This is a genomic window from Acidimicrobiales bacterium (assembly GCA_035536915.1).
In the GTDB taxonomy this organism is placed as follows: Bacteria; Actinomycetota; Acidimicrobiia; order Acidimicrobiales; family JAHWLA01; genus JAHWLA01.
The window spans coordinates 1-24,737 of record DATLNE010000038.1; the positions used below are offsets into that span (position 1 = coordinate 1).

A 24,737-nucleotide genomic window follows, 5' to 3' on the forward strand; every position below is an offset into this window, starting at 1 on the left:
TGGTGCCCCGGGTGTGGGGACTATTCGGTACTGACCGCGGTCCAGATGCTTATGCCGGAACTCGGTGTCAAGCGGGAGGAGACGGTGTTCGTCTCCGGTATCGGTTGCTCGAGCCGCTTCCCGTACTACATGAACACCTACGGCTTCCACACCATCCACGGCCGCGCGCCGGCCATCGCCACGGGCCTCGCGGTGTCGCGGCCGGACCTCGACGTCTGGGTCGTGACCGGGGACGGCGACGCCCTGTCCATCGGCGGCAACCACCTGATCCACGCCCTGCGCCGCAACATCGACCTGACGATCCTGATGTTCAACAACCAGATCTACGGGCTGACCAAGGGCCAGTACTCGCCGACGTCGGAGGCGGGCAAGGTCACCAAGTCGACGCCGTTCGGCTCGGTCGACCACCCGTTCAACCCCATCTCGCTGGCGCTGGGCGCCGAGGCCACCTTCGTGGCCCGCACCCACGACCTCGACCGCAAGCACATGATGGAGATGTTCCGCCGGGCCCATGCCCACACAGGCGCCGCCTTCGTCGAGATCTTCCAGAACTGCAACGTGTTCAACGACGGAGCGTTCGAACAGATCACGGCCAAGGACAACCGGTCCGCCATGCTGATCCCGTTGGAGCACGGCAAGCCGGTGCGCTTCGGTGCCAACGGTGAGAAGTGCGTGGTGCTCGACGGCCAAGGCCACGCCGAGATCGCCGATGTGGCCGACGTGGGAGAGGACGCCATCCTCGTGCACGACGAGGCCCGCCCCGACCCCGGGCTGGCCTTCATGCTCAGCCGCCTGTCGCACGGGCCGTACGAGCCGACGCCCATCGGCGTGTTCCGAGCCGTCGAGCGCCCCGACTACGGGAGCATGCTCCAGCAGCAGCTCCTCGACGCCCAGCAGCGCCGCGGCCCCGGCGACCTGGCCACGTTGCTGGCCTCCGGCGCCAGCTGGCAGGTCGACTGACACTCCTCGCGGGAGCGGCCCGGGTCGCCTGACTACCGATCGGTAACCAAGCCGAGTACATTCGATAAACGCAACTGCGCGGCCCCCAGGGGAGCGCCAGGCCATTCGGATCGAGGGAACGTGCGCCGCAGAAAGCTGCTGCTCATATTCGGCGGGATGGCATCGATCTTGTCCGCCGCGCTTGTGTTCACCGGCACCGGAGCGAGCGCCGACAGCGTCGATCCTGACATCGCCTACGAGGGTTGGTACGACCGGTTCAAGGACGAGGACGCCCAGGTCGACCCCAACGCCGGCAACACAACCACAGTCTGCACAATCGCGGGGCAGACAACTACAACAGGCTGTGGCGCCGTCAGCCCCGGCGACTCGCCTTCGCCCCGTTCGGAGTCGACCGGGCACTACGTCGTCGCCAGCTCCGGTGGCGATGCCAGCGACGAAGCCAACGGGGGCGACACCGCCTGGGCCGCCTTCCAGTGGGACCTCCTGGAGTACCAGGAGGCGACGGCCGAGCGCTTCGTGGTCCACCTCACGCTGGCCGAGAACAACGGCAACCGCAACCGGGGCGACACCTACACAGGCACCGAGACGTTGCCACCCATCCAGGCGTGCAACGTCCTGGAGGGCTGGGGCTCCGACCCCGGCGCCAATGCCTGGCCGACGCGGCCGCCCGCCGGCGGCCAGTGCGTGGCCCCCACGAATCCCAACGGCACGCTGCAGACGACGGGGCGCACAATCCGCTTCGACGTGACCTCCTTTGCCCAGACCTGGTTGGACGGGACGGGCTTCGGCTTCGTCGTCCGGCCTGGCACGCCCGCCAAGCGCACCGACCTCCAGCCCTTCCAGCTCACCTTCTCGGGCTACTACGACGTCCCGACCAACTCGTCTGGCTGCAGTGCGCCAGTGCCGGTCAACTGCACGACAACCAGCCCGACAGCGCCCGTGGTGAGCTTCGAGTTCACCCCGGCGAGCGAAGAAGACGACTTCGGCAACATCGACGATGGCGGCGACCTCTTCGAGGACATCGCCGACGGCGGGGGCACCCTCGAGCCGGTGGCGAACATCGACGTCATCCCCACCGACGAAGGCAGCGCTCCGCTCTCCGACGAGACGGCAGTAGCAGCACCCGCCGCCGCCGCAGCGCCCGAAGTCGCTGTCGGCTCCAACGGACGTGGGACCCGGCTCATCGGCGCCGAGCCTGCGTTCCCCTGGATGGTGCTGCTGCTCCTGCCCCTCATAGCCCTCGCCTTCTGGGGCGCAGGCACTGCCCTTGGCCCCACCGGCGACCCGGTTCCCGCCCGCGCCGGCGGTGTCAGCCGGGTGCTCGCTCAACGTCAGGCCGCCTACGGCGGCGCCGACCCGCACTCAAGGACCTCGTAGATGACGCGCAAGCGAATGCTCCCGATGTTGGCCCTGATGGCCGCCTTGTCCCTCGTCACGGCCGCCTGCGGCCAGAAGGCCAACGTCAGCAACTTGGCCAGCGGTGGTGGGGGTGGGTCCGGCGGGGGCGACGATGCCGCCGCCGGGCTTGAGGTCGGTGAGACGACCGAGGACGGCAAGGTCGTCGTCGGCTTCGACGCGCAGGGCAAGGCCATCCTGGCCGACGCCGACAGCGAGGAGGCGCAGGCCGTCCTCGGCGGCAAGACGCCCACGTCCTCCCGCGGCGGGACCACGGCGACCACGGTGGGCGGGAGCGCCGCCCCCACCACCAAGGTGTGGGGCAACACAATCACGATCGGCGTCCACGCCCCCATCACGGGAGCGGCTCCGCTGCCCAGCAGCTTCCAGGACGCCGTCACCTTCGTGAAGAATCACTACAACGCCAAGGGTGGCGTCCACGGCCGGCAACTGGAGATCGTCATCGAGGACGACCAGTACCAGCCCGCCATCGCCACCCAGCGCTGCACAGAGATGGTGAAGGGCAAGAACGCCTTCCTCCTCATCGGCGCGGCGGGCACCGACCAGATCCAGGCGTGTGCCCGATGGGCGGCCAGCGCGGGCGTGCCCTACCTCTCGGCCGGCGTGACCGAAAAGGGCCTCACCACGCTCAAGAACTACTTCGCCATCTCCATGAGTTACAAGGCCCAGATGCCGTACGTGGTCAAGTACATGAAGGAGACCTTCCCGACAAAGGCGAGCGACCCCTCCAAGGCCTTCATGGTGTACTCCGACACCCCCAACTTCGGTGACGCCGTCTCGGCGTGGAAGGACGCCTTCCCCGGTGCCCAGACGCTCCGCCTGCCTCGTGTGCCCTCGCAAGGCGACCTGAATGCAGCGGCCCGGGAGCTGTGCACCAAGGGGGTCCAGGTCGCCCTCCCGTTGATGGCACCGTCGAACTGGCTGTTCCTCATCGGCCAGATGACCTGCACACCGCAGTGGGCGGGCATCGGCGTGACCATGGGCATCAACGAGGTGGCCAAGAACGGGTGCCGAGCCGCAGGCCGCAACTTCACAGGGGCGCGCTTCTTCTCCCCGTTCCCCAACACCGACAAGGCCCCGGCCATGGACCCTGAGTTCAAGGCCGCAATTGGGAACACAACCAAGTGGGACGACATCTGGGTCGCCCTGTGGGGTACGACCAAGGGCATGGTCCAGATACTGGACAAGGTGGGGCCCGAGCTGACCAGGGCAAAGTTCGTCACAACCGCGGAGAACACCAAGGGGTTGGCCACGGGCTTGAGCCCGGTGCTCAACTTCTCGCCGACGAACCACTTCGGCGCCAACGAGACCCACGTGCTCGAGGCGTCGTGCACCGGTAGCGCGGACGGTTTGGGCAACTATCCGCAAGGCGGCAAGTACACAACCCCGACAACGTTCCTGAAGTACTGAGCGGCCGCTCGTAATGGACAAGTTTCTGTCGACGGTACTGATCGGCCTGATCAGCGGCGCCCCCTTCGCCCTGCTGGCCCTCGGCATGGTGCTCGTGTACAAGGGCAGCAAGGTGTTCAACTTCGCCCAAGGCGAGTTCGGCACCATCGCTGCCTTCGCGTCCTACCTGCTGTCCTTCCGCCTGCCGGTGCCTGTGGCCATGCTCTTCGGCGTGGTGGTCGGCGTGCTGATGGGCCTGCTCACCGAGCGCTTGGTGGTCCAGCCCTTGTTCCACGCGCCGAAGGTGACGCTCTTGGTCGCCACCGCAGCCATCACCGGTGGTTCGGTCGCGCTCCAATTGGCAATCGGTGATGCCAGCCTCCGCACGTACCCGTCGCTGAAGGCGGGCAACGCCTTCCAGACATGGGCCGTCGCCGTGAAGTGGCAACAGCTCCTGCTGGTGGCGGCCTTGGTCGTGGTGGCCGTCGGCCTCTACCTGTTCTTCAAGACCAACCTCGGGCTCGCCGTGCTGGCCGCCTCCCAGGAGCCGGTGGCCACCGACCTGGTCGGCATCGGCACCCGCCGCATGTCCGCGCTGGTGTGGGCGCTGGCCGGTTTCGTCGGCGGCCTGGCCGGCGTCATCACCGCCGCGCTCCAGCCGTTCACCCCGGGGTTCATGACGGCCGAGTTCCTGGCCTTCGCCTTCGTGGCCGCCGTGGTGGGGGGCATGACCAGCATGCCCGGTGCCATCCTCGGCTCCATCGTCCTGGGGCAGGTGCAGGCGTTCAGTGCTGCCTACCTGACCGAAGTCCAGTGGGTGGCCGACAACGTGCCCGCTCCCGGCGAGCTGGCGGTGTTCGCCCTCCTCCTGGGCGTCCTGGCCTTCCGTCCCACCGGCCTGCTCGGGAAGGAGGCCTGATGGCCGTCGCCGACATCGCCTACGACGAACCAGTGGCGGACACGCGTTCGTTCGCCCGTTGGATCCCCCGGCTGGTCGTATGGGCTGCGATCGCCGCGCTCGTGCTGGGGTGGCCCTTGGCACTGGCCGACTTCCACTCGCAGCGCTGGTCACACGCCGTGGTCCTGACCATCGCCGCGCTGTCGCTCAACGTCCTCATCGGCTACGCAGGCCAGATCTCGCTGGGCCACCAAGGCTTCCTCGGCGTGGGGGCCTTCGTGTCGGCCTATGTGGTCGCCGTCCTCGGCCAGCCGTTCTTCATGGGCGTGGTGGCGGGCATCGTCACCGGCGCCGTGGCCTCGCTGCTGATGGGCGTGGTGGCGCTGCGGGTGCGGGGCCTGTACCTGGCGCTGGTCACCCTCGCCTACGGCCGCATGGCCCAGGAGACGCTGTTCAACCTCAGGATCTTCGGGAGCGGCGCGGGCGTCGAGGCCCCCCGTCCGAGCTTCCTCGCCAGCGACCGTGCCTTCTACTACTTCACCCTGGTGATGCTCGCCTTGGTGCTCTACGTGAACTGGCGGTTCGTGCGCAGCAAGGCGGGCCGGGCGGTGAGTGCCATCCGGGAGAACGAGCAGGTGGCAGCCTCCTACGGCATCCCCGTGGCCCGCTACAAGTTGCTCGCCTTCGTGCTGTCAGGCGCCTTCGTGGGACTGGCGGGCGCCCTCTTCGCCTTCCGCAACAGCCGCATCGACTCGCAGGGCCTGAGCTTCCAACTTGCCTTGTTCATCGTCCTGCTCACCGTGGTCGGCGGCCTGCGCTCGCCCGCCGGGATCATCGTGTTCGCCGTCTTCTTCGACCTGCTGCCGATCTACATCAGCGACGAGTTCGGCATCAAGTGGTCGTTCTGGCTGCTGGCTGTCGGCCCGGCCTTGCTGGTGGTGACCCTCGTGCTCTACCCGGGCGGCGTGGGCCAGCAGATCAAGCCCCTCACGTCCTGGCTGCGAGGCGGCCCGTTGCGAGCCCATCACGAGGAATTCGTACAGGAGGGTGTCAGTGGCCGTCCTTGAGGTCGACGACATCTCGATCCGCTTCGGTGGCCTCCAGGCCCTGGGCAACGTCTCGGTCAAGGCGCAGGAACTGGAGATCGTCGGGCTGATCGGGCCGAACGGGGCGGGCAAGACCACCTTGTTCAACTGCGTCACCGGGTTCTACCGGCCCAACGAAGGCCGGGTGCGGTTCTTGGGCCAAGACGTCACCGAGGTGGCCATCCACGAGCGGGCCGCCATGGGCATGGGGCGCACCTTCCAACAGGTCGGGTTGGTCAAGGGCGCCACCGTGCTCGAGAACGTCATCACCGCCCAGCACACCAAGATCGACTACGGCGCCACCGCGGGCATGCTCGGCGTGCCCGCCACCTGGGCCTCCGAGCGGGAGTTTCACCGGCGGGGCATGGAGATCCTCGACCTCGTGGGCTTGGCTCACCTGGCCGAACATCGAGTAGCGGGCCTGCCCTACGGCACGATGAAGAATGTCGAGATGGCTGCCGTGCTGGCCACCGACCCCGAGATCCTCATGCTCGACGAGCCCACCTCGGGCATGGGCCCGGAGGAGTCGCACGCTTTCGGCGACGTGCTGCTGCGGCTGCGAAAGGAGTTGGGCCTGACGGTGCTGATGATCGAGCACCACGTGCCGCTGGTGGTCGCGGTGTGCGACTACGTCTACTGCTTGAACTTCGGGCAACTGCTGGCCGAGGGCAAGCCCGAGGCGGTGCGCAGCCATCCCGAGGTCATCGTCGCCTACCTCGGCGAGGAAGCCGAGGAGGTCGCCTGATGGCGCTGCTCGAAGTCGAGGACCTGCGGGGCGGCTACGGCTCCCTGCCCGTGTTGCAGGGGGTGACGTTTTCGGTCAACGAAGGGGAGACGGCGGTCCTGCTCGGCCTCAACGGCGCAGGCAAGACCACGACCGTCGCCAACCTGGTGGGGTTGTACACACCGTGGGGCGGTCGCATCACGTTCGACGGCGAGGAGATCACCGGGCAGTCGCCTGCCGACCTGGTGAAGCGGGGCGTGGTGATGGTGCCCGAGGGCCGGCGCACGTTCCCCGCCCTCACCGTGATGCAGAACCTGCGCCTGGGGGCGTGGGTGCGGCGCAAGACCGACAAGGCGGGCATCGAGGAAACCCTGGAGCGGGTCTTCGAGTACTTCCCTCGGCTGGAGGAACGCAAGGACCAGATGGCCGGGTCGATGTCGGGCGGCGAGCAGCAGATGCTGGCCATCGGCCGGGGCATGATGTCGGACCCTCGCTTGCTGATCATCGACGAGGCGTCGTTGGGGCTGTCGCCGCTGCTGGCCAAGACCGTGTTCTCGGTGGTCGACAAAATCAACGACGCCGGGGTCACGGTGATCCTGGTGGAGCAGAACATCGGCGCCCTGCGCCATGCCGACCGGGCCCTGATCATGGAGAAGGGCGAACTGGTCTATGAGGGCTTGGGCGACGAGATCCGCGATTCCGCCCGCCTGCGCGAGACCTACCTGGGCGCTCCGGCGTAGCCCGTCGGTCGGCGCACGCCGCGGTGCCACTCTGCGGCGGGTGTGCGCGGGGGCGCGAAAGCTAGGGGTTGCAGACCCGGCAGGGTGACAGACCTTCGGCGACGGCATCTTCCTTGGCCATGGAAACGCCGTCGGTGCGACCTTCGATCAGGTGGCAGGAAGGGTCGTGGAACGACGAGCGCCCGGCCACCACCAGCTGCGCGGTTGCCTGCTCGCGCCGACGGCGCCCGCCGGTGGCGACGGCCGGAGCCGGCGAGTGCCCGTTGCCTGCCACCGCCGAGGTGGCCGCGGCCAGGCGGGCCACGGCGGCGTTGAGCTCGACGAGCTGGCGTTCCAGCACGGCCCGGTCACGGCGGTTGCTCTCCGCCACCAGCATGGCGGCGCCCAGGACCAGCAGCCCAATGCCCACGGCGCCGGCCGAGAGCAGGTAGGGGATCTGCGCGGGCTCGCGGTTCACGCTGGCTGAGCCGTTCCAGCCCAGGAAGATGACGATGAACCCAAGGACGGAGAGGCCGAGGCCGAGGCGGCCCGCCATGCCCGCCCATCGGCGGCGTACGGCGTCGACGACTTCGGCGGCCCGCGAGGGTGCCGGCGCGCTCATGGACACTTCCGGGCGATCGGCCACGGTCTGCATGGCCCCATGGTTACCCATGGGTAAGGGCTAGCGCAACGCGGCCGAAGTTGCGGGCAAAACGTTGCGGTTTCCGCAACGTTTTCGGGGCAACTTCGGCGGGGTGGGGGCCGCAGTTACTCCCAGACGGGGCGGAAGACCATGCCGGTGCGCGGCTTGGGGTTGAAGAACGTCGTCTTGGGCGGCATTCGATCGCCGCCGTGGCCGATTTCGGCGATCTGCTGCACCGTCGCCGGCCGCAGCAGCACGCCCGCCTGGGCGTCGCCGCGGTCGACGGCACGCAGGATGTTGTCGACGCCGTGCTGGAACTTCACCGATGTCGAGGCGGGCAGCGAGGCGATCGCCACGTCGAGGCGGCTGGAGTCGAGGTCGTGGCCTGCGGCCACGACGGTGGCCTCGGTGGGGCGCAGGAACCAGGCGCCGTCGGTGGTGACCAACGCCAGCGACCCCGCGTCCTGCATGCGTGTGAGCAGGGTGTCGTCGGCCTTGCCCGCTTCGAACACCTCGAAGTGCGGCGCCAGGGCGCCGAGCAGGTCGAAGCCGTCGGGCAGCCCGGTGAGCAACCGGTGGATGGCCCGAACCTCCAACTGCTCCTCGGCCAGCTCGACCACGTAGGCCAGGATCGACCCCCACGGCCCGGGCCGGCCCTGTTCGCCCCGGTAGGCGTTGCCCACCTCGAAGCGGTGGTGGCCGTCGGCCACGATGATGGGCGCCGAGGCCACGGCCGAGCTGATGGCCTCGACGACGCCGGGCTGGGTGACCCGCCAGAGGCGGTGGTGCACGCCTTCGTCGTCGGTGGCCCGGGCCAGCGGCGGCCCGGCCACGTCGCACAGGGCCGAGAGGCCTTCAGCGGGCGAGAGGCCCCAGATGGGGGAGAGGTTCACCTGCGTAGTGCGCAGGATCTCCAAGCGGTCGGCCTTGTCCTTGGGCGTGGTGCGCTCGTGGGGGAGGATGCCGCCCTCGCCCGGCTGCGACAGTTCGAGGGCCCCGAGGATGCCCGCCGTCTGGCGGGGGCGGCCTGCTTCGTCGTGGAAGCCCATGCGGTAGACGTAGAACGAGGGGTCGTCCTGGGTCAGCGCCCCTTCGTCGAGCCAGGCCCGGAACAGGTCGCGTGCCACCTCGTAGCGGTTGCGGCCGTCGCCTTCCTCGCGGGGGAGCTCGACGCGCACGGCGTTGTACTCGCTGCGCTCGACCAGGCGCGTCCGCTCCTCCTCGTCGATGACGTCGTAGGGCGGGGCCACGACGGCGTCGACATAGCCGTCTTCGGCCGCGTAGCGGATGCCGGGGAAAGGTTCGAAGCGGGGCACGTGCAACTGCGTAGCAGAGCGTGAGGCAGGATCGCACCATGACGTGGGCGCTCGACCTCGACGGCGTGGTGTGGTTGGCCGATACCCCGATCCCCGGCGCGGCCGAGGCCGTCGACCGTTTGCGCCGCCGTGGCGAGCGGGTCGTGTTCCTCACCAACAACTCCTCGCCGACCGTCGACCACTACGTCGACAAGCTCGGCCGCATGGGCATCCCGACCGCCGCCACCGACGTGGTCACCTCGGCCCAAGCGGCGGCCCGGCTGCTGGAACCGGGCACCACCGCGCTGTTGTGCGCCGGGCCGGGGGTGGAAGAGGCGCTGGCCGAACGAGGGGTGCGGGTGGTGCGCCACGGCAACGCCGATGCCGTGGTGGTGGGCTGGCACCGAGACTTCGACTTCGACCGGCTGGCGGCCGCCACCGCGGCGATCCACGGCGGCGCCCGCTTGATCGGCACCAATGAGGACGCCACCTACCCCACGCCCGAGGGCGAGTTGCCGGGCGGCGGGGCGTTGCTTGCTGCGGTGGCGACGGCCGGCGGCGTCGTGCCAGTTGTGGCGGGCAAGCCGCACGAGCCCATGGCCGCGCTGGTCGCCGAGCGGGTCGGTGCCGTCGACGTCATGGTCGGTGATCGGCCCTCGACCGACGGCCTGTTCGCCCGCCGCCTCGGCGCCCGGTTCGCCCTCGTGCTCAGCGGGGTGACGTCGGCCGACGACCTGCCCGTAGTGCCCGAGCCCGACGAGGTGGCGTCAGGCGTAGCTGACCTGGTGGCCTGAGTCGGAGTCGCCGCGAGAGGCCAGGCGCCACACCAGGCCCGCCACCAGGCCGAACACGAATCCGCCGATGTGGGCCATGGCGGCCACGCCGGAGTTGGGACCGATGAAGAACTGGCTGATGAACCACAGCGCCAGCAGCCACTTGGCCGAGATGTCGCGGAACAACAGGATGAACCCGAGCAGGATCAAGGTGCGGATGCGCACATTGGGATAGAGCACGAGGTACGCGCCCATCACCCCGGCGATGGCGCCCGACGCGCCGATCATGGGGATGGTGCTGTCGGGGTCGATGGCCACCTGGGCGAAGGTGGCGGCGATGCCCGCCAGCACGTAGAAGACGATGTAGGTGACCCGCCCGCGCCGGTCCTCGATGTTGTTGCCGAAGACCCAGAGGAACAGCATGTTCCCGGCGAGGTGGAGCAGGCCCCCGTGCAGGAACATCGAGTACAGCACCGACAACCACACGCTCTTGTCGGGGTAGCACGCGTCGGAACCGCCCGGCTCGCACAGCACGTCGCTCGGCACCTCGAAGGTGCCTTCCACCTCGGCGTCGTCGAGCGGGTTGCCCGATGTGATCTCGTTGGGGATCGCCGCGTTCTCCAACAGGAACCGCGCCTCGCGCACCTGGGCGTCCTGGGCGTCGGCATCGACGAACGAGGTCTGGCCCGTGGGCTGCACCAAGAAGTACACGGCGATGCACGCTGCCATCAGCAGCAGCGTCACGATCGGCGTCGTGCGCGTCGGGTTCTCGTCCTTCAGGGGGATCACGGCGGAAGGCTATGCCCGGCGCTGCGGCTGGTCACACGAAGTGACCGGTAAGTAGGGTGCGTGCCCATGGCCCAGAACGACATGTTGAAGCGGTACCTCGACGCCGGCATCGCCTTCACGAACATGAGCCGCAAACGCGCCGAGGGGATCGTCAACGATCTCGTCAAGGCGGGGGATATCAACCGCGACCAAGCACAGGAGCGGATCGAAGAGCTGGTCGACCGCAGCCGCCGCAACACCGAGGCGCTGGTCGACCGCATGCGCAAGGAGATCTCCGACCAGCTCTCCGCGATGGGCCTGGCCACCAAGGCCGACATCGAGCGCATCGAGCAGCGCCTGGCCAAGCTGACGGCCAAGCCCACCACCGGCCCCGCCGCCTCGACGCCGGCACCGTCTGCCGCCAAGAAGGCTGCGGCTGCGCCCAAGAAGGCCGCCGCTGCGGCGCCGAAGAAGGCGACGGCCAAGAAGGCCGCCCCTGCCAAGAAGGCCGCCAAGGGCTGAGCACGCGCAGGCGCCTCGACGCCGAGCTCGTGCGGCGGGGCCTGGCTCCCAGCCGCGAGCAGGCGCAGGAGGCGATCGCCGCCGGACGGGTCCTCGTCGGCGGCGCCGTGGCCGACAAGGCAGCCCGGCAGGTCGCCCCCGGCGACCCCGTCGAACTGGTGGGCGACCCGCCGCGTTTCGTCGGCCGGGGCGGCGAGAAGCTGGACGCCGCCTTGCAGCGGTTCGCCATCGACGTCACCGACCGACGCGGCCTCGACGCGGGCGCCTCCACGGGGGGCTTCACCGACTGCCTGTTGCAGCGCGGCGCCCGCCAAGTGGTGGCCGTCGACGTGGGCTACGGCCAGATCCACGAACGGTTGCGGGCCGACCCGCGGGTGGTCGTCAAGGAACGCACCAACATCCGCGCCTTCGCCGACCCCGACCCGTTCGACATCGTGGTGGCCGACCTGTCGTTCATCTCGTTGCGCACCGTGGCACCGACACTGGCGTCCTGGCCGACGGCCGACGTCGTGGTGCTGGTGAAGCCCCAGTTCGAGGTGGGGCGCCAGGACGCCTCACGCGGCCGGGGCGTCATCCGCGACCCGGGCCTGTGGCTGCAGTCGCTCGAAGGCGTGCGTGCCGCCATGGCACAGGCCGGAGCGGCAATGATGGAGGCCATGGTGTCGCCCCTCAGGGGGGCCGACGGCAACGTCGAGTTCCTGGCCTGGTTCCGCGCCGCCGAGTCGTCGAGCACGTCGGTCGACCTCGCGGCTGTGGTGGAGCAAGCCTGATGGCCGTCGTCGCCCTCGTCCCGCACCAGCTTCGGCCCGAGGCGGCCGACTTGGCGCGCCAGGCCATCGAGTGGCTGGGTGAGTGGGGCCACGACGTGCGGGTGCCCGACGACGACGCCGCGGCCAGCGGCCTCGAAGACTGGGCCGTGCCCGCCGCGTCGGTCGGTGAGGGCACCGACCTCGCCGTGGCCCTCGGCGGCGACGGCACCATGCTGCGCACCGTCGACTTGGTGTGCGCGGCCGACGTGCCCGTGCTCGGCGTCAACGTCGGCCAGCTCGGCTACCTCACCGCCGTCGAGCCCGCAGGCCTGTACGAGGCGCTCAAGCGCTTCTTCGCAGGCGACTACACCGTCGAGCCCCGCATGACCTTGGAGGTCGAGGTGGGCGGCGTGGCCCGCATGGCCCTCAACGAGGCCGTGCTGGAAAAGACGCTGTCGGGCCACACCGTGCGCCTGGCCATGTCGATTAACGACGGCCCCTTCCTGACCACGGCGGCCGACGGGCTGATCGTGTCGACCCCCACGGGCTCGACGGCGTACAACTTCTCGGCCCGTGGCCCCATCGTCTCGCCCCGGTTGCGGGGCCTGGTGGTGACGCCGGTGTCGCCCCACACCCTGTTCGACCGCAGCCTGGTGCTCGACGACAGCGAAGAGGTCCGCCTCGAGGTGCTGGAAGGCCGCCCCGCGGCGTTGGTGGTCGACGGCCGGCCGTTCGGCGAGCTGGCGCCGGGCGACACCATGGTGTGCCGGGCAGGTCGCCACGACGCCCGTTTCGTCACCCTCGACGGGCGCGACTTCCACCAGATCCTCAAAGCGAAGTTCAGCCTGGCGGACCGCTGATGCTGAGCGAACTGCGCGTGCGCGACCTCGGCGTCATCGCCGACGTGCACCTGTTGTTCGAAGCGGGCATGACCGCGCTTACCGGAGAGACCGGAGCGGGCAAGACGCTCCTCGTCGAAGCCATCGAGCTGTTGTTGGGGGGACGCGCGGACCCGGTCCTGGTGCGACCCGGCGCGGCCGAAGCCTGGGTGGAAGGCCGCTTCGTCACCGGCGACGACGAGGTGGTGCTGGCCCGGGCGGTTCCTGCGTCGGGGCGGTCGCGGGCGTACATCGATGGGCGCATGGTGCCGGTCGCCGCGTTGGGGGAGCGGGGCGCCGCCTTGGTCGACCTGCACGGCCAGCACGCCCACCAGTCGTTGTTGTCGGGCGTGGCCCAGCGCGCCGCCCTCGACGCCTTCGGGGGCATCGACCTGCGGCCCTTCGACGAAGCCCGGGCGCGGGTGCGGACTGTCGACGCCCAGTTGGCCGAGCTCGGCGGCGACGAACGGGCTCGGACTCGCGAGATCGACCTGTTGCGCTTCCAGGTCGACGAGATCGACAGTGCGGCGGTGGCCGACGCCGACGAAGACACCCGCCTCTCCGAGGAAGAGGACCGGTTGGCCGACGCCACCGCCCATCGAGAAGCGGCCGCCGCCGCCTACGCGGCGTTGACCGACGACGGCGGCGTGAGCGACGGCGTGGGCGTGGCCTTGGGCGCCGTGAGCGGGCGGGCGCCGCTGGCCGAGTTGGAGACCCGGCTGCGGTCGTTGGCCGCGGATGTGGCCGAGGTGGCGGCCGACCTGCGGGCGGCGGCCGACGACTTGGAGGACAACCCGGAACGGTTGGCGGCTATCCGCACGCGGCGAGAGCTGCTGCACCAGTTGCAGCGCAAGTACGGCGCCACCTTGGACGAGGTGCTGGCCTTCGGCGACGAAGCCCGTACCCGCCTGGCCGAACTGGAATCGCACGACCAGCGCGCCGCCGCCCTCGATGCCGAGCGGGCCGTCGCCCTGGCCGAGGCCACCCGCCTTGAAGAGGCGGTGTGGGCTGCTCGTGGCGCCGCCGCGCCCAAGTTGGCCGCCGCCGTCGAAGAACACCTGCGGGAACTGGCCATGCCCAAGGCCCGCTTCGAGGTGGTGGTCGACGACGCCGTGACGTTCCTGCTCGGGGCCAACCCGGGAGAACCCGCACTGCCGTTGAGCAAAGTCGCCTCCGGCGGCGAGTTGGCCCGCTCGATGCTGGCGTGCCGCTTGGCCTTGCGCGACGCGGCGGCGGGCGGTGCGCCCACCGTGGTGTTCGACGAGGTCGACGCGGGCATCGGCGGCGCCGCCGCCCTCGCTGTGGGCCGCAGCCTCGCCGCACTGGCCGATCCGTTGCCCGAGCGTGCGCCGTCAGGCGCACGCTCCGACAGCAGAGCCTCGGGTTTCGGCGGCGGCGCGCCGCCGGAACGAAACCTTGCGCGCACCCAAAGCCCCTGTTTGCGCGGCCTCCAGGTCCTGGTCGTGACCCACCTGCCCCAGGTAGCCGCCTTCGCCGACCGGCACGTCGCGGTGCGCAAAGACGAGACCGACGGCCGCACGGTGGCCTCGGCCGCCGTGCTCGACTCCGAGGCGCGGGTGGCCGAACTGTCGCGCATGCTGTCGGGCATGCCCGAGAGCGAGTCGGCCCGTGAGCACGCCGCCGAACTCTTGGCGGGCGCAGCGCGGGAGCGACGCCGGTGATGTTCGCCCGCCGCGCTCCGGCGGTAGCCCCCGAGGCCGCCGTCGAGGTCACCACCGGCATCGCCCGCGTCGACCGTCGCACCAAGAACTTGGTGAAGCGGCTGCAACCCGGCGACATCGCCGTCATCGACCACGAAGACCTCGACCGGGTGGCCGCCGAAGCGATCATCGAAGCCCGTCCTGCGGGCGTGATCAACGCGGCGGTGTCGATGTCGGGGCGTTACCCGAACGTGGGGCCGCTGTTGTTGGCGGCAGCCCGCATCCCCTTTGTCGACAACGTGGGTTCGCACGTGCTCGACCTCGTCGCCGAGGGCCGGCCCGTCCGCATCGAAGGCGACGAGGTGTGGGTCGACGGGGCCATCGTCGGCCGGGGCGCCCGCCACACGCTGCAGTCGCTCGAAGAAGAGTTCGAGGCGGCCAAGAACCGGGTCGGCACAGAGTTAGGCCGCTTCGCCGAGAACACCCTGGAGTACCTGCGCCAGGAGAAGCACTTGGTGCTCGACCCGCTGCCCATCCCCAAGCTGCGCACACAGATGCGCGGCCGTCACGTGCTGGTGGTGGTGCGGGGCTTCGACTACAAGGAGGACCTGGCCCACCTGCGCAGCTACGTGCGGGAGATGCGCCCGGTCCTGGTCGGCGTCGACGGCGGGGCCGACGCCCTGCTCGAAGTGGGCCTCGTGCCCGAGCTGATCATCGGCGACTTCGACTCGGTCAGCGACCGGGCCCTACGGGTGGGCGCCCAGCACGTGGTGCACGCCTACTCGGGCGGCGAGGCGCCGGGCGCCAAGCGGCTCGAGGAGATGGAGGTCGGCTACGAGCTGCTGGAGGCGCCCGGCACCAGCGAGGACATCGCCATGTTGCTGGCCTACGAGATGGGCGCCGAGCTCATCGTGGCGGTAGGCACGCATGCGTCCATGGTCGAGTTCCTCGACAAGGGGCGCCACGGCATGGCCTCGACGTTCCTCGTGCGGCTCAAGGTCGGCCCCATCCTGGTGGACGCCAAGGGCGTGAGCCGCCTCTACAAGAGCCGGGTGCGCAAGCGCGACCTGACGTACTTCCTCCTGGCCGCCATGCTCTGCTTCGTGGTCGTGTTCGTCACCCTCGTGCCCCGCGTGTACCTGAGCAGCCTGTGGCTGGTCGTGCAGGACCTGTGGCGGGCTGCCACCCACTGAGCCGATGGTCAGCTTCAGGTTCCACCTCGTCTCCCTCATCGGGATCTTCCTCGCCCTCGGCATCGGCATCGCCGTGGGCGCCACCGTGGTCGACCAGGCCACCGTCGACTACCTCGAACGCCAGGTGCGCGACGTCGGCAGCCGCGCCGCCCGCACCAACGCCGAGAACGACCGGTTGGCCCAAGAGGTGGCCCGATGGGACAAGTTCGCCGACGAAGCGGGCGACGAGCTCGTCGACGGCCGGCTGGCCGGACGTGACGTGCTGGTGGTGGCGGTGCAGGGGATCGACCGCCAGCCTGTCGAACGGCTGCGCCAGTCGATCGTGGCCGCGGGCGGGCGCCTGCAAGCCACGGTGTGGCTGACCTCGAAGCTGCGGCTCGACCAGCCCGGCCACGTGCAGACACTGTCGGAGGTCATGAGCGTGTCGCCTGCGTCAGCCGACTTGGTGCGGCGCAACCTCATCGACCGCTTGGCCGCCGAGTGGGCGCGCGGCGGGGGCGTGGGTTCGCTGACCGAGTTGCGGGAGAGCGGGTTCGTGCAGATCGAGACGCAGGCGGGTTCGACTGTCCCCTTGGTATCGGTGCCGTTGCCCGGCACCCGCTTCGTCGTGGTCGGGGGTCACAAGGCCGAGGTGCCCGACGAGCAACTGGCCCGTCCGTTCGCCGCTGCTTTGGCCCGCCAAGCGCCGCTGCGGGTCTTGGCGGCCGAGTCGGAGAAGCCGGGGACGGAGGAGCAGCCGCCCGAGCGCGGGCTGTTCGTGGGGCCGTTGCGGGCCGACGAAGAGGCCAACAAGCGGCTGTCCACCGTCGACAACCTGGAGAGCTATCGAGGACGGGTGGCCGCCATCCTGGCCATCGCCGACCTCGGCCCTGAAGGCAAGGTGGGCCACTTCGGCGTGGGGCCGCGCGCATCGCGACTCGTGCCGGAGCCTGTTGGGTGAGCGGTGTCGTCGCCGTGGTCCCGGCCAAGGACCGTGCCGATTCGGTAGGGGACACCGTCGCCGCCTTGCGGCCTTTGGTCGACGAGGTGGTGGTGGTCGACGACGGTTCCCGTGACAGCACGGCCGACGCGGCCGTCGGGGCGCGGGTGGTGCGGCTGGCGCAGAACGTGGGAAAGGGCGGGGCGGTGTCGGCCGGCGTGCTGGCGGCGCCCGATGCCGACGTCTATCTGCTGATCGACGCCGACGTGGCCGGGACGGCTGCTCTGGCCGACGCCTTGCTGGCCCCGGTGCTGGCGGGCCGGGCCGACATGACGATCGGGGTGCTGCCCGCGGCCGGGCGGCGGGGCGGCTTCGGACGCGTGCGGGCGTTGGCGGCGGCGGGCATCCGGCGGGCGTGTGGGTTCTCGGCCCGGGCGCCGCTGTCGGGGCAGCGGGCGGTGCGAGGCGACCTGCTGCGCTCGTTGCTGCCCTTGGCCGACCGGTTCGGCTTGGAGGTGGGCCTGACCGTCGACGCCGTGCGCGCCGGTGCCGTGGTCGAAGAGGTCGACGTGGCCATGGACCATCGCCACACGGGCCGCAGCGTGAGCGGTTTCCGCCATCGGGCTCGGCAAGGTGCCGACGTGGTCCGGGCCTTGTGGCCTCGGCTCACCACCGCAGCGCAGCGCATGACGGGAATCGTCGTCGTGTTCGCCCTGCTGGCCGCGCTGGCGCTGTGGCTGGGGTCGCGCGAGGAACCCGCGAGCGTGGCTGCATCGGCGAGGCCGTCGAAGGTGCTGTTGGTGGGCGCGCCGGTCTTGGACTGGGACCATCCAGCGCCGGCCATGGCGGCCATGAACGTGCGCACCCGCTCCGACATCCCCTCGGCCGAGGAGGGCTACGCCACCTTGGGGGCGGGGGAGCGGGTCGACCTCGACGGCCGGCCTGTGCCCAACCGGCTAGGCGACGCCTTGCGGGCCGCGGGCAAGCGGGCCGTTGTGGTGGGCGAACCGGCGGCGCAGGCGGCCTTCGGCGCGTCGGCGCCGACGGCGGCGTCGGTGGACGAAGCATTGGCCACAGCCGACGTGGTGCTGGTCGACCAAGGGGCGCCGGTCGACGTGCGTCGGGCCGACACCTTGGTGCTGACCTTCGCCGTGCGGCCGCCGACCGAGGAGTGGCGGCTGGTCCCGCTGACGGCGTCGGGACCGGGCGTGCACGCCGGTTACCTGCATTCGCAGTCGACCCGGCGGGTGGGCGTGGTCACGCTGACCGATGTGGCGCCCACCGTGCTCGACGCCTTGGGCGTGGCCGTGCCACCGGGCATGGTGGGGCAGCCCTTGCGGTACCGGCCCGGCGACGTCTCGGCGGCGTACCTGCGCGAGCTCGACCGTGACGCCGCTTTCCGTGAGCGGCTGTGGCTGCCGGTCAACGTGGGGTTCATCACCATCCAGGTGCTCGCCTACGCGCTGGCGATCCTCGGCCGTCGCCATCGGATGCTGCGTTGGGTGGTGCTCGGGGTGGCGGCGTGGCCGTTGGCCACCTTCCTGTTCCGGGCCGTGCCCGACGGCGCCGCCTTGGGCAATGCCGGCGTGGCCGTGATGGTCGCTCTCGACGCTGCCGTGGTGTGGTTGGCGCTGCGGGCGCGCCGGCATCGCCTGGCGCCGCTGGCGTGGATCGGGGGCGCGACCGTCGCCTTGGTGCTGGTCGACGTGTGGACCGGTGCCCGCCTCCAGACGTCGAGCCTGTTCGGCTACTCGCTGCACACCGCGGGGCGGTTCACCGGCTTGGGCAACGCGGCGTTCGCCGTGCTCACCACGGCAGCCGTGCTCGCCGTGTGCTTGCACGTGCACCACGCACCCCGGCATCGAGAGGCGCTGGTGACCGCGGGCTGCGTGTTCGGCCTGGTGGCGTTGACCGACGGCGCGCCCACGTTGGGCGCCGACGTGGGCGGCATCCTCACCATGGTGCCTGTCTTCGGGTTGGCGTTGGTGGCCTTGGCCGGGCGGCGGCTGTCGGCTCGGTCGGTGGGCGTCGCCGGTGCGGCCACCGTCGTGGTGCTCGGCCTCGTGGCGTGGCTCGACTACCTGCGCGACACGCCGACCCATCTGGGCCGGCTGGTGGCCGACGTGCGCGAGCAAGGGGTGGGCGTGTTCTGGCGGACGGTCGAGCGGCGCACGTCGGCCAGCCTGCGCACCTACCGCTCGCCGTGGACGTGGTTCGTGCCGGTGGGCACCGTGTACCTGCTCGGAAAGCTGGTCGTGCTGCGGGCGTACCAGGGATGGCTGCCGCGAGGGTCCGCGCTGCGCATCGCCGCAGTCGCCATCCTGGCAGTTGGTGTCCTGGGCAACGTGGTCAACGACTCGGGGGTGGCGGTGACGGCCGTGATGTTCGTCTACCTGGGGCCGCTGCTGGTGGAGGCGGCGTCGTGACCGTCTTCGTGGCCGCCGTCGTGGGCTTCCTGGCCGGGCGCTTGGTGTGGTTGTTGCTGCGGCCCACCTTCGGGGTGCGCGAGCTGTTGCGGGAGAACTACCGCGGCCACGTGGTGCCCACCGCCGCAGGCGTGGTGCTGCCGCTGGCGCTCCTGGCCGTGGAAGCCGGGCGGGTGCTGTTCGACGCCATCACCGTGACCCGGGTGGCGACGGTGGTGGTGGCCGTGAGCATGGGCCTGCTCGGGCTGCTCGACGACCTGCTCGGCGTCGACGAGGCGCGGGGGTTCCGTGGGCACCTGGGGTCGCTGTTCCGCGGGCAGTTGACGATGGGCGGCACCAAGCTGCTCGGCGGCGTGGCGGTGGCCTTGATCGCGGTGGCGCCGTTGTCGGGCCCTGCGGTGGGGCGCATCCTGCTCGACGGGGCGTTGGTGGCGCTGGCCGCCAACCTCGGCAACCTCTTCGACCGGGGGCCTGGCCGGGCGGGCAAGCTAGGCGCGGCCTGCTTCGTGGGGTTGGCCGTGGCCGTTGCGGGCGACCCGGCGCTGACCGGCGTGGCCGTGGTGGTGGGCGCCACGGCGGCCATCCTGCTCGACGACCTGCACGAGCGGCTCATGCTGGGCGACACCGGGGCCAACGTCCTGGGTGGCGTGCTCGGCCTCGGCGTGGTGGCCGCCTGCGCGCCGTCGACCCGCACCACCGTGCTCGTGGTGGTGGCGGCGCTGAACCTGGTGAGCGAGGTGGTGTCGTTCAGCCGGGTGATCGGCGCCGTGCCGCCGCTCCGGTTCTTGGACCGGCTCGGCCGAATCCACTGAGGTCACGGGCCGCCGCGGTACCGTGGGGGCCCGTGGCGAAACACATCTTCGTGACGGGCGGCGTCGCCAGTTCCCTGGGCAAGGGACTGACGGCCTCCTCCCTCGGTCGGCTCCTCAAGTCCCGAGGCCTGCGCGTCACCATGCAGAAGCTCGACCCGTACATCAACGTCGACCCCGGCACCATGAACCCGTTCGAGCACGGCGAGGTGTTCGTCACCGAAGACGGCGGCGAGACCGACCTCGACCTCGGCCACTACGAACGGTTCATCGACGAGAACCTGCACCGCGACTCCAACGCCACCACGGGGTCGATCTACCAGTCGGTCATCGCCAAAGAGCGCAAGGGCGACTTCCTGGGCAAGACCGTGCAGGTCATCCCCCATGTCACCAACGAGATCAAGGAACGCATCACCCGGCTGGCCACCGACGACGTCGACGTGGTCATCACCGAGGTGGGTGGCACCGTCGGCGACATCGAGATCCTCCCGTTCCTCGAAGCCATCCGGCAGTTCCGCAAGGACGTGGGCCGCGACAACGTCTGCTACATCCACCTCACCCTGGTGCCCTACATCGGGCCCAGCGGCGAGCAGAAGACCAAGCCGACGCAGCACTCGGTCACCGAGTTGCGCAGCCGCGGCATCCAGCCCGACGTGATCGTGTGCCGCAGCGACAAGCCCATCTCCGAAGGGCTCAAGCGCAAGATCAGCCTGTTGTGCGACGTGCCCACCAACGCCGTGGTCAGCGCGGTCGACGCCCGCAACATCTACGAGATCCCCTTGGTGCTGCACTACGAAGGGCTCGACGACCGGGTCTGCGAGCTGCTGCGCCTGGAGGACGCGGGTGCACCCGACCTGCGGCAGTGGGAGGCGCTGGTCGACCGAGTGGAGGCCGCCACCACCCCCGTGCGCATCGGCCTCATCGGCAAGTACGTGAACCTGCCCGACGCCTACCTGTCGGTGGTGGAGTCGTTGCGCCATGCGGGCTTCGCCCACGGCGTGCGGGTGGAGATCGACTGGATCCAGGCCGAAGAGGTCGAGGGCCTGCTGGCCGACGGGCGCCTGCGCGAGCTCGACGGCATCGTCATCCCCGGCGGCTTCGGCGAGCGGGGGATCGAGGGCAAGATCGCCGCTGCGGGCTACGCCCGGGAGCACGAGATCCCCTGCCTCGGCCTGTGCCTGGGGTTGCAGGTCATGGTCATCGAGTACGCCCGTTCGGTGGTCGGGCTGACAGCGGCCAACTCCCGGGAGTTCGACAGCCGCTCGCCGTATCTCGTCATCGACCTCATGGACGAGCAGCGCGAGGTGGTGGAGATGGGCGGCACCATGCGGCTGGGGTCGTACCCGGCCCGGCTGCGGGCGGGTTCGCAGGTCGCCGCCGCCTACGGCGACACCCTGGTGTACGAGCGCCACCGCCACCGCTACGAGGTCAACCCCCGCCACCGCAAGCGGCTGGAGGACGCCGGGCTGGTCTGCTCGGGCACGTCGCCCGACGACCGCTTGGTCGAGTTCATCGAGCTGCCGGGTCACCCGTGCTGGATCGGCACGCAGGCCCACCCCGAGTTCAAGAGCCGCCCCGATCGACCCCATGCCTTGTTCCTCGAGCTCATGGGTGCCGCCGTGGCCCGTGCCGAAGGCCGTTCGCCGCGGCTCATCGACCTTGACGCCGTTCCGCAAGCTCTCTGAGCGCGAGCGCTTCCGTGGCTCGCTGATCAGCGTCGCCACCGCGACCTTCGCCGGGCCCGACGGCGAGTTCGAGCGCGACGTGGTGCACCATCCCGGCGCCGTGTCGGTGGTGCCGTTGCTCGACGACGGCACGGTGATCCTGGTGCGCCAGTACCGGGCCGCCATCGAGGCCGACCTGCTGGAGATTCCGGCGGGCAAACGCGACGTGGACGGTGAGCCGCCCGAGGAGACCGCCGCCCGCGAGCTGGTCGAGGAGGTCGGCATGAAGGCGGGGCGGCTGGAGCTGCTGGCCGAGTTCTACAACTCACCGGGCTTCTGCGACGAGCACTCGTGGGTATTCCTTGGCCGTGACCTCACCGAGTGCGCCAACGACTTGCAGGGGATCGAGGAGCAGCACATGACGGTCGAGCGGGTGGCGTTGGCCGACGTGCCTGCCATGGTCGCCCGGGGCGAGATCACCGACGCCAAGACGATCATCGGCCTCTCACTCGTTCTAGTCCGTGAATCCGGCGCTGCGACGCCGGATTCACGGACCAGTAGCGAGGGGGGCACATGATCGTCGGCGTCCCGGCTGAGGTGAAGACCGGCGAGCACCGCGTCGCCATGACGCCTGACGGGGTGCGGGAGTTGGTGGCCCACGGCCACCGGGTCCTCGTGCAGCGCGACGCCGGCGCGGGCTCGTCGATCCTCGACGCCGACTTCGTGGGCGCGGGCGCCGAGATGGTGAGCCTCGACGACGTCTGGGGCGCCGACATGGTGGTCAAGGTCAAGGAGCCGCAGGCCGCCGAGTTCGACTACCTGCGCCCCGAGACGGTGCTGTTCACCTACCTGCACCTGGCCGCCTATCCGTCGGTGGCCACCGCCTTGTTGGAACGCAAGGCCACGGCGTTGGCCTACGAGACCGTGCAACTCGAATCGGGCGCGCTCCCGCTGTTGGCGCCCATGAGCGAGGTGGCGGGGCGCATGGCCACCCAGATCGGCGCCCACTACCTGGAGCGGGAGAACGGCGGGCGGGGCGTGCTGCTGGGCGGGGCGCCCGGCGTGCGACCGGCGCGGGTGGTGGTGCTCGGCGCAGGCAACGTGGGATGGAACTCGGCGTGGATCGCCCAGGGCATGGAGGCCGAGGTCATCCTGCTCGACAAGAACCTCGACCGGCTGCGCTTCGTCGACCAGATCCACAAGGGCCGCATCATGACCCTGGCCTCCAACCGGGGCGCGGTGGAGCGGGCGGTGGCCGAGGCCGACCTGGTGATCGGCGCCGTCCTCGTGCCCGGCGGGCGGGCGCCCATGGTGGTCACCGACGACATGGTGCGGGGCATGAAGCGGGGCGCAGTCATCGTCGACGTGGCCGTCGACCAAGGCGGCTGCATCGAGACCACCCGTGAGACGACCCACGACGACCCGGTGTACGAGGTGCACGACGTCATCCACTACGCCGTGGGCAACGTGCCCGGCGCCGTGCCCCACACCAGCACCTACGCCCTCACCAACGCCACCCTGCCGTACGTCCTGGAGGTGGCCGAGCATGGGGTGCGGGGGGCCATCGAGCGCGACCCGGCGTTGCGGCTGGGCGTCACCACCGTCGGAGGGCGGGTCACGAACCCGGCTGTGGCCGAGGCGCTGGGCCAGGCGTTCGCCGACCCGGCAGGGGCGCTGGGCAGCTGACGGGAGTGGGCGGGTACGCTGTCGCCCATGGCCAACGACGCAGCATCTGTCGAAGCGCGCGCCCAACTCGAGCAGGAGCGCGACGATCTGCAGCGCCAGCTTGCCGAGCTGGGCTTCGGCGACTCGAGTGGCCGGCTTGAATACGACGCCAACTTCGCCGACTCCAGCCAGGTCACGGCCGAGCGGGGCGAGGCCGAGGCGCTGGCCAACAGCCTGCGGGAGACGTTGACCGACGTCGAGACGGCATTGGCCAAGCTCGACACCGGCGATTACGGCGTGTGCGAGGGATGCGGCGACCGCATCAACCCGGCGCGGCTGGAAGCGATGCCTGCGGCCCGTTTCTGCATCGACTGCGCCTCCGCACGGCGCTGATCTCCGCCGCGTGAACCGCCAACAGCGGCTCGTCCTCGGCGGCATCCTTGTCCTCGGGGCGATCGTGCTGGTGCGCGGCGGCGTGGTCTCCGAAGACACCGCCCTGATCCTGGCGGCTTTGATCCCGTCAATCATCCTCCACGAGGTGTCGCACGGCGCCGTCGCCTTGGCCTTCGGCGACGACACCGCCAAGCAGGCGGGGCGCCTCACGCTGAACCCGGTAGCCCACGTCGACCCCTTCGGCACGCTGATCCTGCCCGCCATGCTCGCCATCGCCAGCGGCGGCGCCGCGGCCTTCGGGTACGCCAAGCCGGTGCCGGTGAATCCTCGGCGCATGCGCGATCCGCGCAACCACGGGCTGTTGGTGAGCCTGGCCGGGCCCGCCGTGAACATCGCCTTGGCCCTGGTGGCGGCGGCCGTGTTCCGCTCGCTCGACGTGAACGTCTTCGACCCCGACCGGCTGACGCTGTTCGTCTACCTGTTCGGCACGGTCAACGTGGTGCTGGCGGTGTTCAACCTGCTGCCCATCCCGCCCCTCGACGGCTCGGCGGTGGTGGAACGGGTGCTGCCCATGCGGTACTGGGAGAGCTACCTACGCTTCCGCCAGTACTCCATGGGGTTGTTGCTGCTGGTCGTGTTCGTGTTCCCGCTCGACCGCCTCTTCGACCCGGCCATCGAACTGTGGCAACGCCTGTTGTAATGCACCTGGCCAAGCGGTTCTTCGGGTCGCTGGTGCCGGGTGGGCCGCCGACCGAGGCCGAGGCGTGGGTGGCCAGCGTGCTCGGTGAGGGTGAGATGGCGTTGTGGCGGCGCATGAGCGGCGCCGACCGGCGCCATGCCGTAGGCGTGGCCCGGCGGGTGGAGGCGGCCTTGGGCGAGCGGGCGACCGACCCGGTGCTGGCCGCCGCCCTCCTGCACGACGTGGGCAAGGTGGAGTCGGGGCTGGGCACGTTCGCCCGGGTCGTGGCCACCGTCGTCGGCCCCCGCACGCCCCGCCTGGCCCAGTACCGCCGCCATCCGGAGATCGGCGCCGAGCTGTTGCGCGCCGCGGGCAGCGACCCGCTCACGGTGTCGTGGGCGGGCGACCACCATCGTCCGCCGGAACGTTGGACCGTGCCCCGACACCTGGCCGACGCCCTCAAAGCGGCCGACGACGACTGAAGTTGCGTAGGAATCGCGCCGTAAAAC

25 protein-coding genes are annotated in these 24,737 nt (G+C 70.4%); 22 read left to right on the forward strand and 3 right to left on the reverse strand.

All coding sequences use genetic code 11. The annotated features are described in order from the left end of the window. The first annotated feature begins 51 nt into the window (after positions 1-51). The 7 genes from VM938_10455 (at position 52) to VM938_10485 (ending at position 7,212) form a co-directional block, all read left to right on the forward strand. The gene (locus VM938_10455; GenBank protein ID HVF75458.1) at positions 52-960 is read left to right on the forward strand and encodes a 2-oxoacid:ferredoxin oxidoreductase subunit beta; all 909 of its coding nucleotides are present in this window, start codon (positions 52-54) and stop codon (positions 958-960) included. A gap of 156 nt (positions 961-1,116) precedes the next feature. Next, positions 1,117-2,337, forward strand: coding sequence for a hypothetical protein (locus VM938_10460; protein ID HVF75459.1), 1,221 nt, complete (start codon positions 1,117-1,119; stop codon positions 2,335-2,337). Continuing rightward, positions 2,338-3,786: an ABC transporter substrate-binding protein gene (locus VM938_10465; GenBank protein ID HVF75460.1), complete on the forward strand. Its 1,449-nt coding sequence runs from the start codon at positions 2,338-2,340 to the stop codon at positions 3,784-3,786. 13 nt (positions 3,787-3,799) lie between these two features. After that, a complete protein-coding gene (locus tag VM938_10470) occupies positions 3,800-4,684 on the forward strand; it encodes a branched-chain amino acid ABC transporter permease (protein HVF75461.1) in 885 nt (294 codons plus the stop codon). Then, positions 4,684-5,730 carry a branched-chain amino acid ABC transporter permease gene (locus VM938_10475; protein ID HVF75462.1) on the forward strand — a complete coding sequence of 349 codons (1,047 nt, stop codon included), beginning with the start codon at positions 4,684-4,686 and terminating at the stop codon, positions 5,728-5,730. Before VM938_10470 ends, VM938_10475 begins: the two co-directional genes overlap by 1 nt. Continuing rightward, positions 5,717-6,493 carry an ABC transporter ATP-binding protein gene (locus tag VM938_10480; protein ID HVF75463.1) on the forward strand — a complete coding sequence of 259 codons (777 nt, stop codon included), beginning with the start codon at positions 5,717-5,719 and terminating at the stop codon, positions 6,491-6,493. The genes VM938_10475 and VM938_10480 overlap by 14 nt, the downstream gene beginning before the upstream one ends. Continuing rightward, positions 6,493-7,212, forward strand: a complete 720-nt coding sequence (locus tag VM938_10485; protein HVF75464.1) for an ABC transporter ATP-binding protein — start codon at positions 6,493-6,495, stop codon at positions 7,210-7,212. The genes VM938_10480 and VM938_10485 overlap by 1 nt, the downstream gene beginning before the upstream one ends. Positions 7,213-7,273: 61 nt before the next feature. Here VM938_10485 and VM938_10490 read toward each other — a convergent pair whose 3' ends face one another. Together VM938_10490 and VM938_10495 are read right to left on the reverse strand one after the other, a co-directional pair. Continuing rightward, entirely contained in the window at positions 7,274-7,837 is a 564-nt protein-coding gene (locus VM938_10490; protein HVF75465.1) for a hypothetical protein, read from the reverse strand. A 122-nt stretch (positions 7,838-7,959) separates the two neighbouring features. Continuing rightward, a complete protein-coding gene (locus VM938_10495; protein ID HVF75466.1) occupies positions 7,960-9,150 on the reverse strand; it encodes a DUF1015 domain-containing protein in 1,191 nt (396 codons plus the stop codon). A 38-nt stretch (positions 9,151-9,188) separates the two neighbouring features. Here VM938_10495 and VM938_10500 point away from each other — a divergent pair, with 38 nt between their 5' ends. After that, entirely contained in the window at positions 9,189-9,923 is a 735-nt protein-coding gene (locus tag VM938_10500) for an HAD-IIA family hydrolase (GenBank protein HVF75467.1), read from the forward strand. Here VM938_10500 and VM938_10505 read toward each other — a convergent pair. Beyond that, complete coding sequence (locus VM938_10505; protein ID HVF75468.1) at positions 9,897-10,691, reverse strand: rhomboid family intramembrane serine protease; 795 nt, start codon at positions 10,689-10,691, stop codon at positions 9,897-9,899. The two genes, VM938_10500 and VM938_10505, sit on opposite strands and share 27 nt — an antisense overlap. Positions 10,692-10,757: 66 nt before the next feature. On the opposite strand from VM938_10505, the gene VM938_10510 reads away from it, so the two are divergent. Genes VM938_10510 through VM938_10575 form a run of 14 tightly spaced genes read left to right on the forward strand, consistent with a single transcriptional unit; the run spans position 10,758 to position 24,710 of the window. Further along, positions 10,758-11,192: a hypothetical protein gene (locus VM938_10510; protein ID HVF75469.1), complete on the forward strand. Its 435-nt coding sequence runs from the start codon at positions 10,758-10,760 to the stop codon at positions 11,190-11,192. Beyond that, a complete protein-coding gene (locus VM938_10515; protein ID HVF75470.1) occupies positions 11,189-11,962 on the forward strand; it encodes a TlyA family RNA methyltransferase in 774 nt (257 codons plus the stop codon). Before VM938_10510 ends, VM938_10515 begins: the two co-directional genes overlap by 4 nt. Beyond that, entirely contained in the window at positions 11,962-12,801 is an 840-nt protein-coding gene (locus VM938_10520; protein HVF75471.1) for an NAD(+)/NADH kinase, read from the forward strand. The genes VM938_10515 and VM938_10520 overlap by 1 nt, the downstream gene beginning before the upstream one ends. Beyond that, on the forward strand, positions 12,801-14,501 hold the full coding sequence (locus tag VM938_10525) for an AAA family ATPase (protein HVF75472.1): 1,701 nt from the start codon (positions 12,801-12,803) through the stop codon (positions 14,499-14,501). Before VM938_10520 ends, VM938_10525 begins: the two co-directional genes overlap by 1 nt. Further along, positions 14,501-15,673 (forward strand): putative cytokinetic ring protein SteA, encoded by a 1,173-nt coding sequence (gene steA, locus VM938_10530; protein ID HVF75473.1) that lies wholly within the window; start codon positions 14,501-14,503, stop codon positions 15,671-15,673. The genes VM938_10525 and steA overlap by 1 nt, the downstream gene beginning before the upstream one ends. A gap of 4 nt (positions 15,674-15,677) precedes the next feature. After that, a complete protein-coding gene (locus tag VM938_10535; protein HVF75474.1) occupies positions 15,678-16,613 on the forward strand; it encodes a copper transporter in 936 nt (311 codons plus the stop codon). Then, complete coding sequence (locus VM938_10540) at positions 16,610-19,018, forward strand: glycosyltransferase (protein ID HVF75475.1); 2,409 nt, start codon at positions 16,610-16,612, stop codon at positions 19,016-19,018. The genes VM938_10535 and VM938_10540 overlap by 4 nt, the downstream gene beginning before the upstream one ends. Beyond that, positions 19,015-19,830, forward strand: coding sequence for a hypothetical protein (locus VM938_10545; GenBank protein HVF75476.1), 816 nt, complete (start codon positions 19,015-19,017; stop codon positions 19,828-19,830). Before VM938_10540 ends, VM938_10545 begins: the two co-directional genes overlap by 4 nt. Positions 19,831-19,862: 32 nt before the next feature. Beyond that, positions 19,863-21,512, forward strand: a complete 1,650-nt coding sequence (locus VM938_10550) for a CTP synthase (protein ID HVF75477.1) — start codon at positions 19,863-19,865, stop codon at positions 21,510-21,512. Continuing rightward, entirely contained in the window at positions 21,487-22,068 is a 582-nt protein-coding gene (locus VM938_10555) for an NUDIX hydrolase (protein HVF75478.1), read from the forward strand. Before VM938_10550 ends, VM938_10555 begins: the two co-directional genes overlap by 26 nt. Continuing rightward, complete coding sequence (gene ald, locus VM938_10560; protein HVF75479.1) at positions 22,065-23,177, forward strand: alanine dehydrogenase; 1,113 nt, start codon at positions 22,065-22,067, stop codon at positions 23,175-23,177. The genes VM938_10555 and ald overlap by 4 nt, the downstream gene beginning before the upstream one ends. Before the next feature lie 27 nt (positions 23,178-23,204). Continuing rightward, positions 23,205-23,549, forward strand: coding sequence for a TraR/DksA C4-type zinc finger protein (locus VM938_10565; protein HVF75480.1), 345 nt, complete (start codon positions 23,205-23,207; stop codon positions 23,547-23,549). A 10-nt stretch (positions 23,550-23,559) separates the two neighbouring features. Beyond that, positions 23,560-24,249, forward strand: a complete 690-nt coding sequence (locus tag VM938_10570; protein ID HVF75481.1) for a site-2 protease family protein — start codon at positions 23,560-23,562, stop codon at positions 24,247-24,249. After that, a complete protein-coding gene (locus VM938_10575) occupies positions 24,249-24,710 on the forward strand; it encodes an HD domain-containing protein (protein ID HVF75482.1) in 462 nt (153 codons plus the stop codon). The genes VM938_10570 and VM938_10575 overlap by 1 nt, the downstream gene beginning before the upstream one ends. Positions 24,711-24,737: the final 27 nt, after the last annotated feature.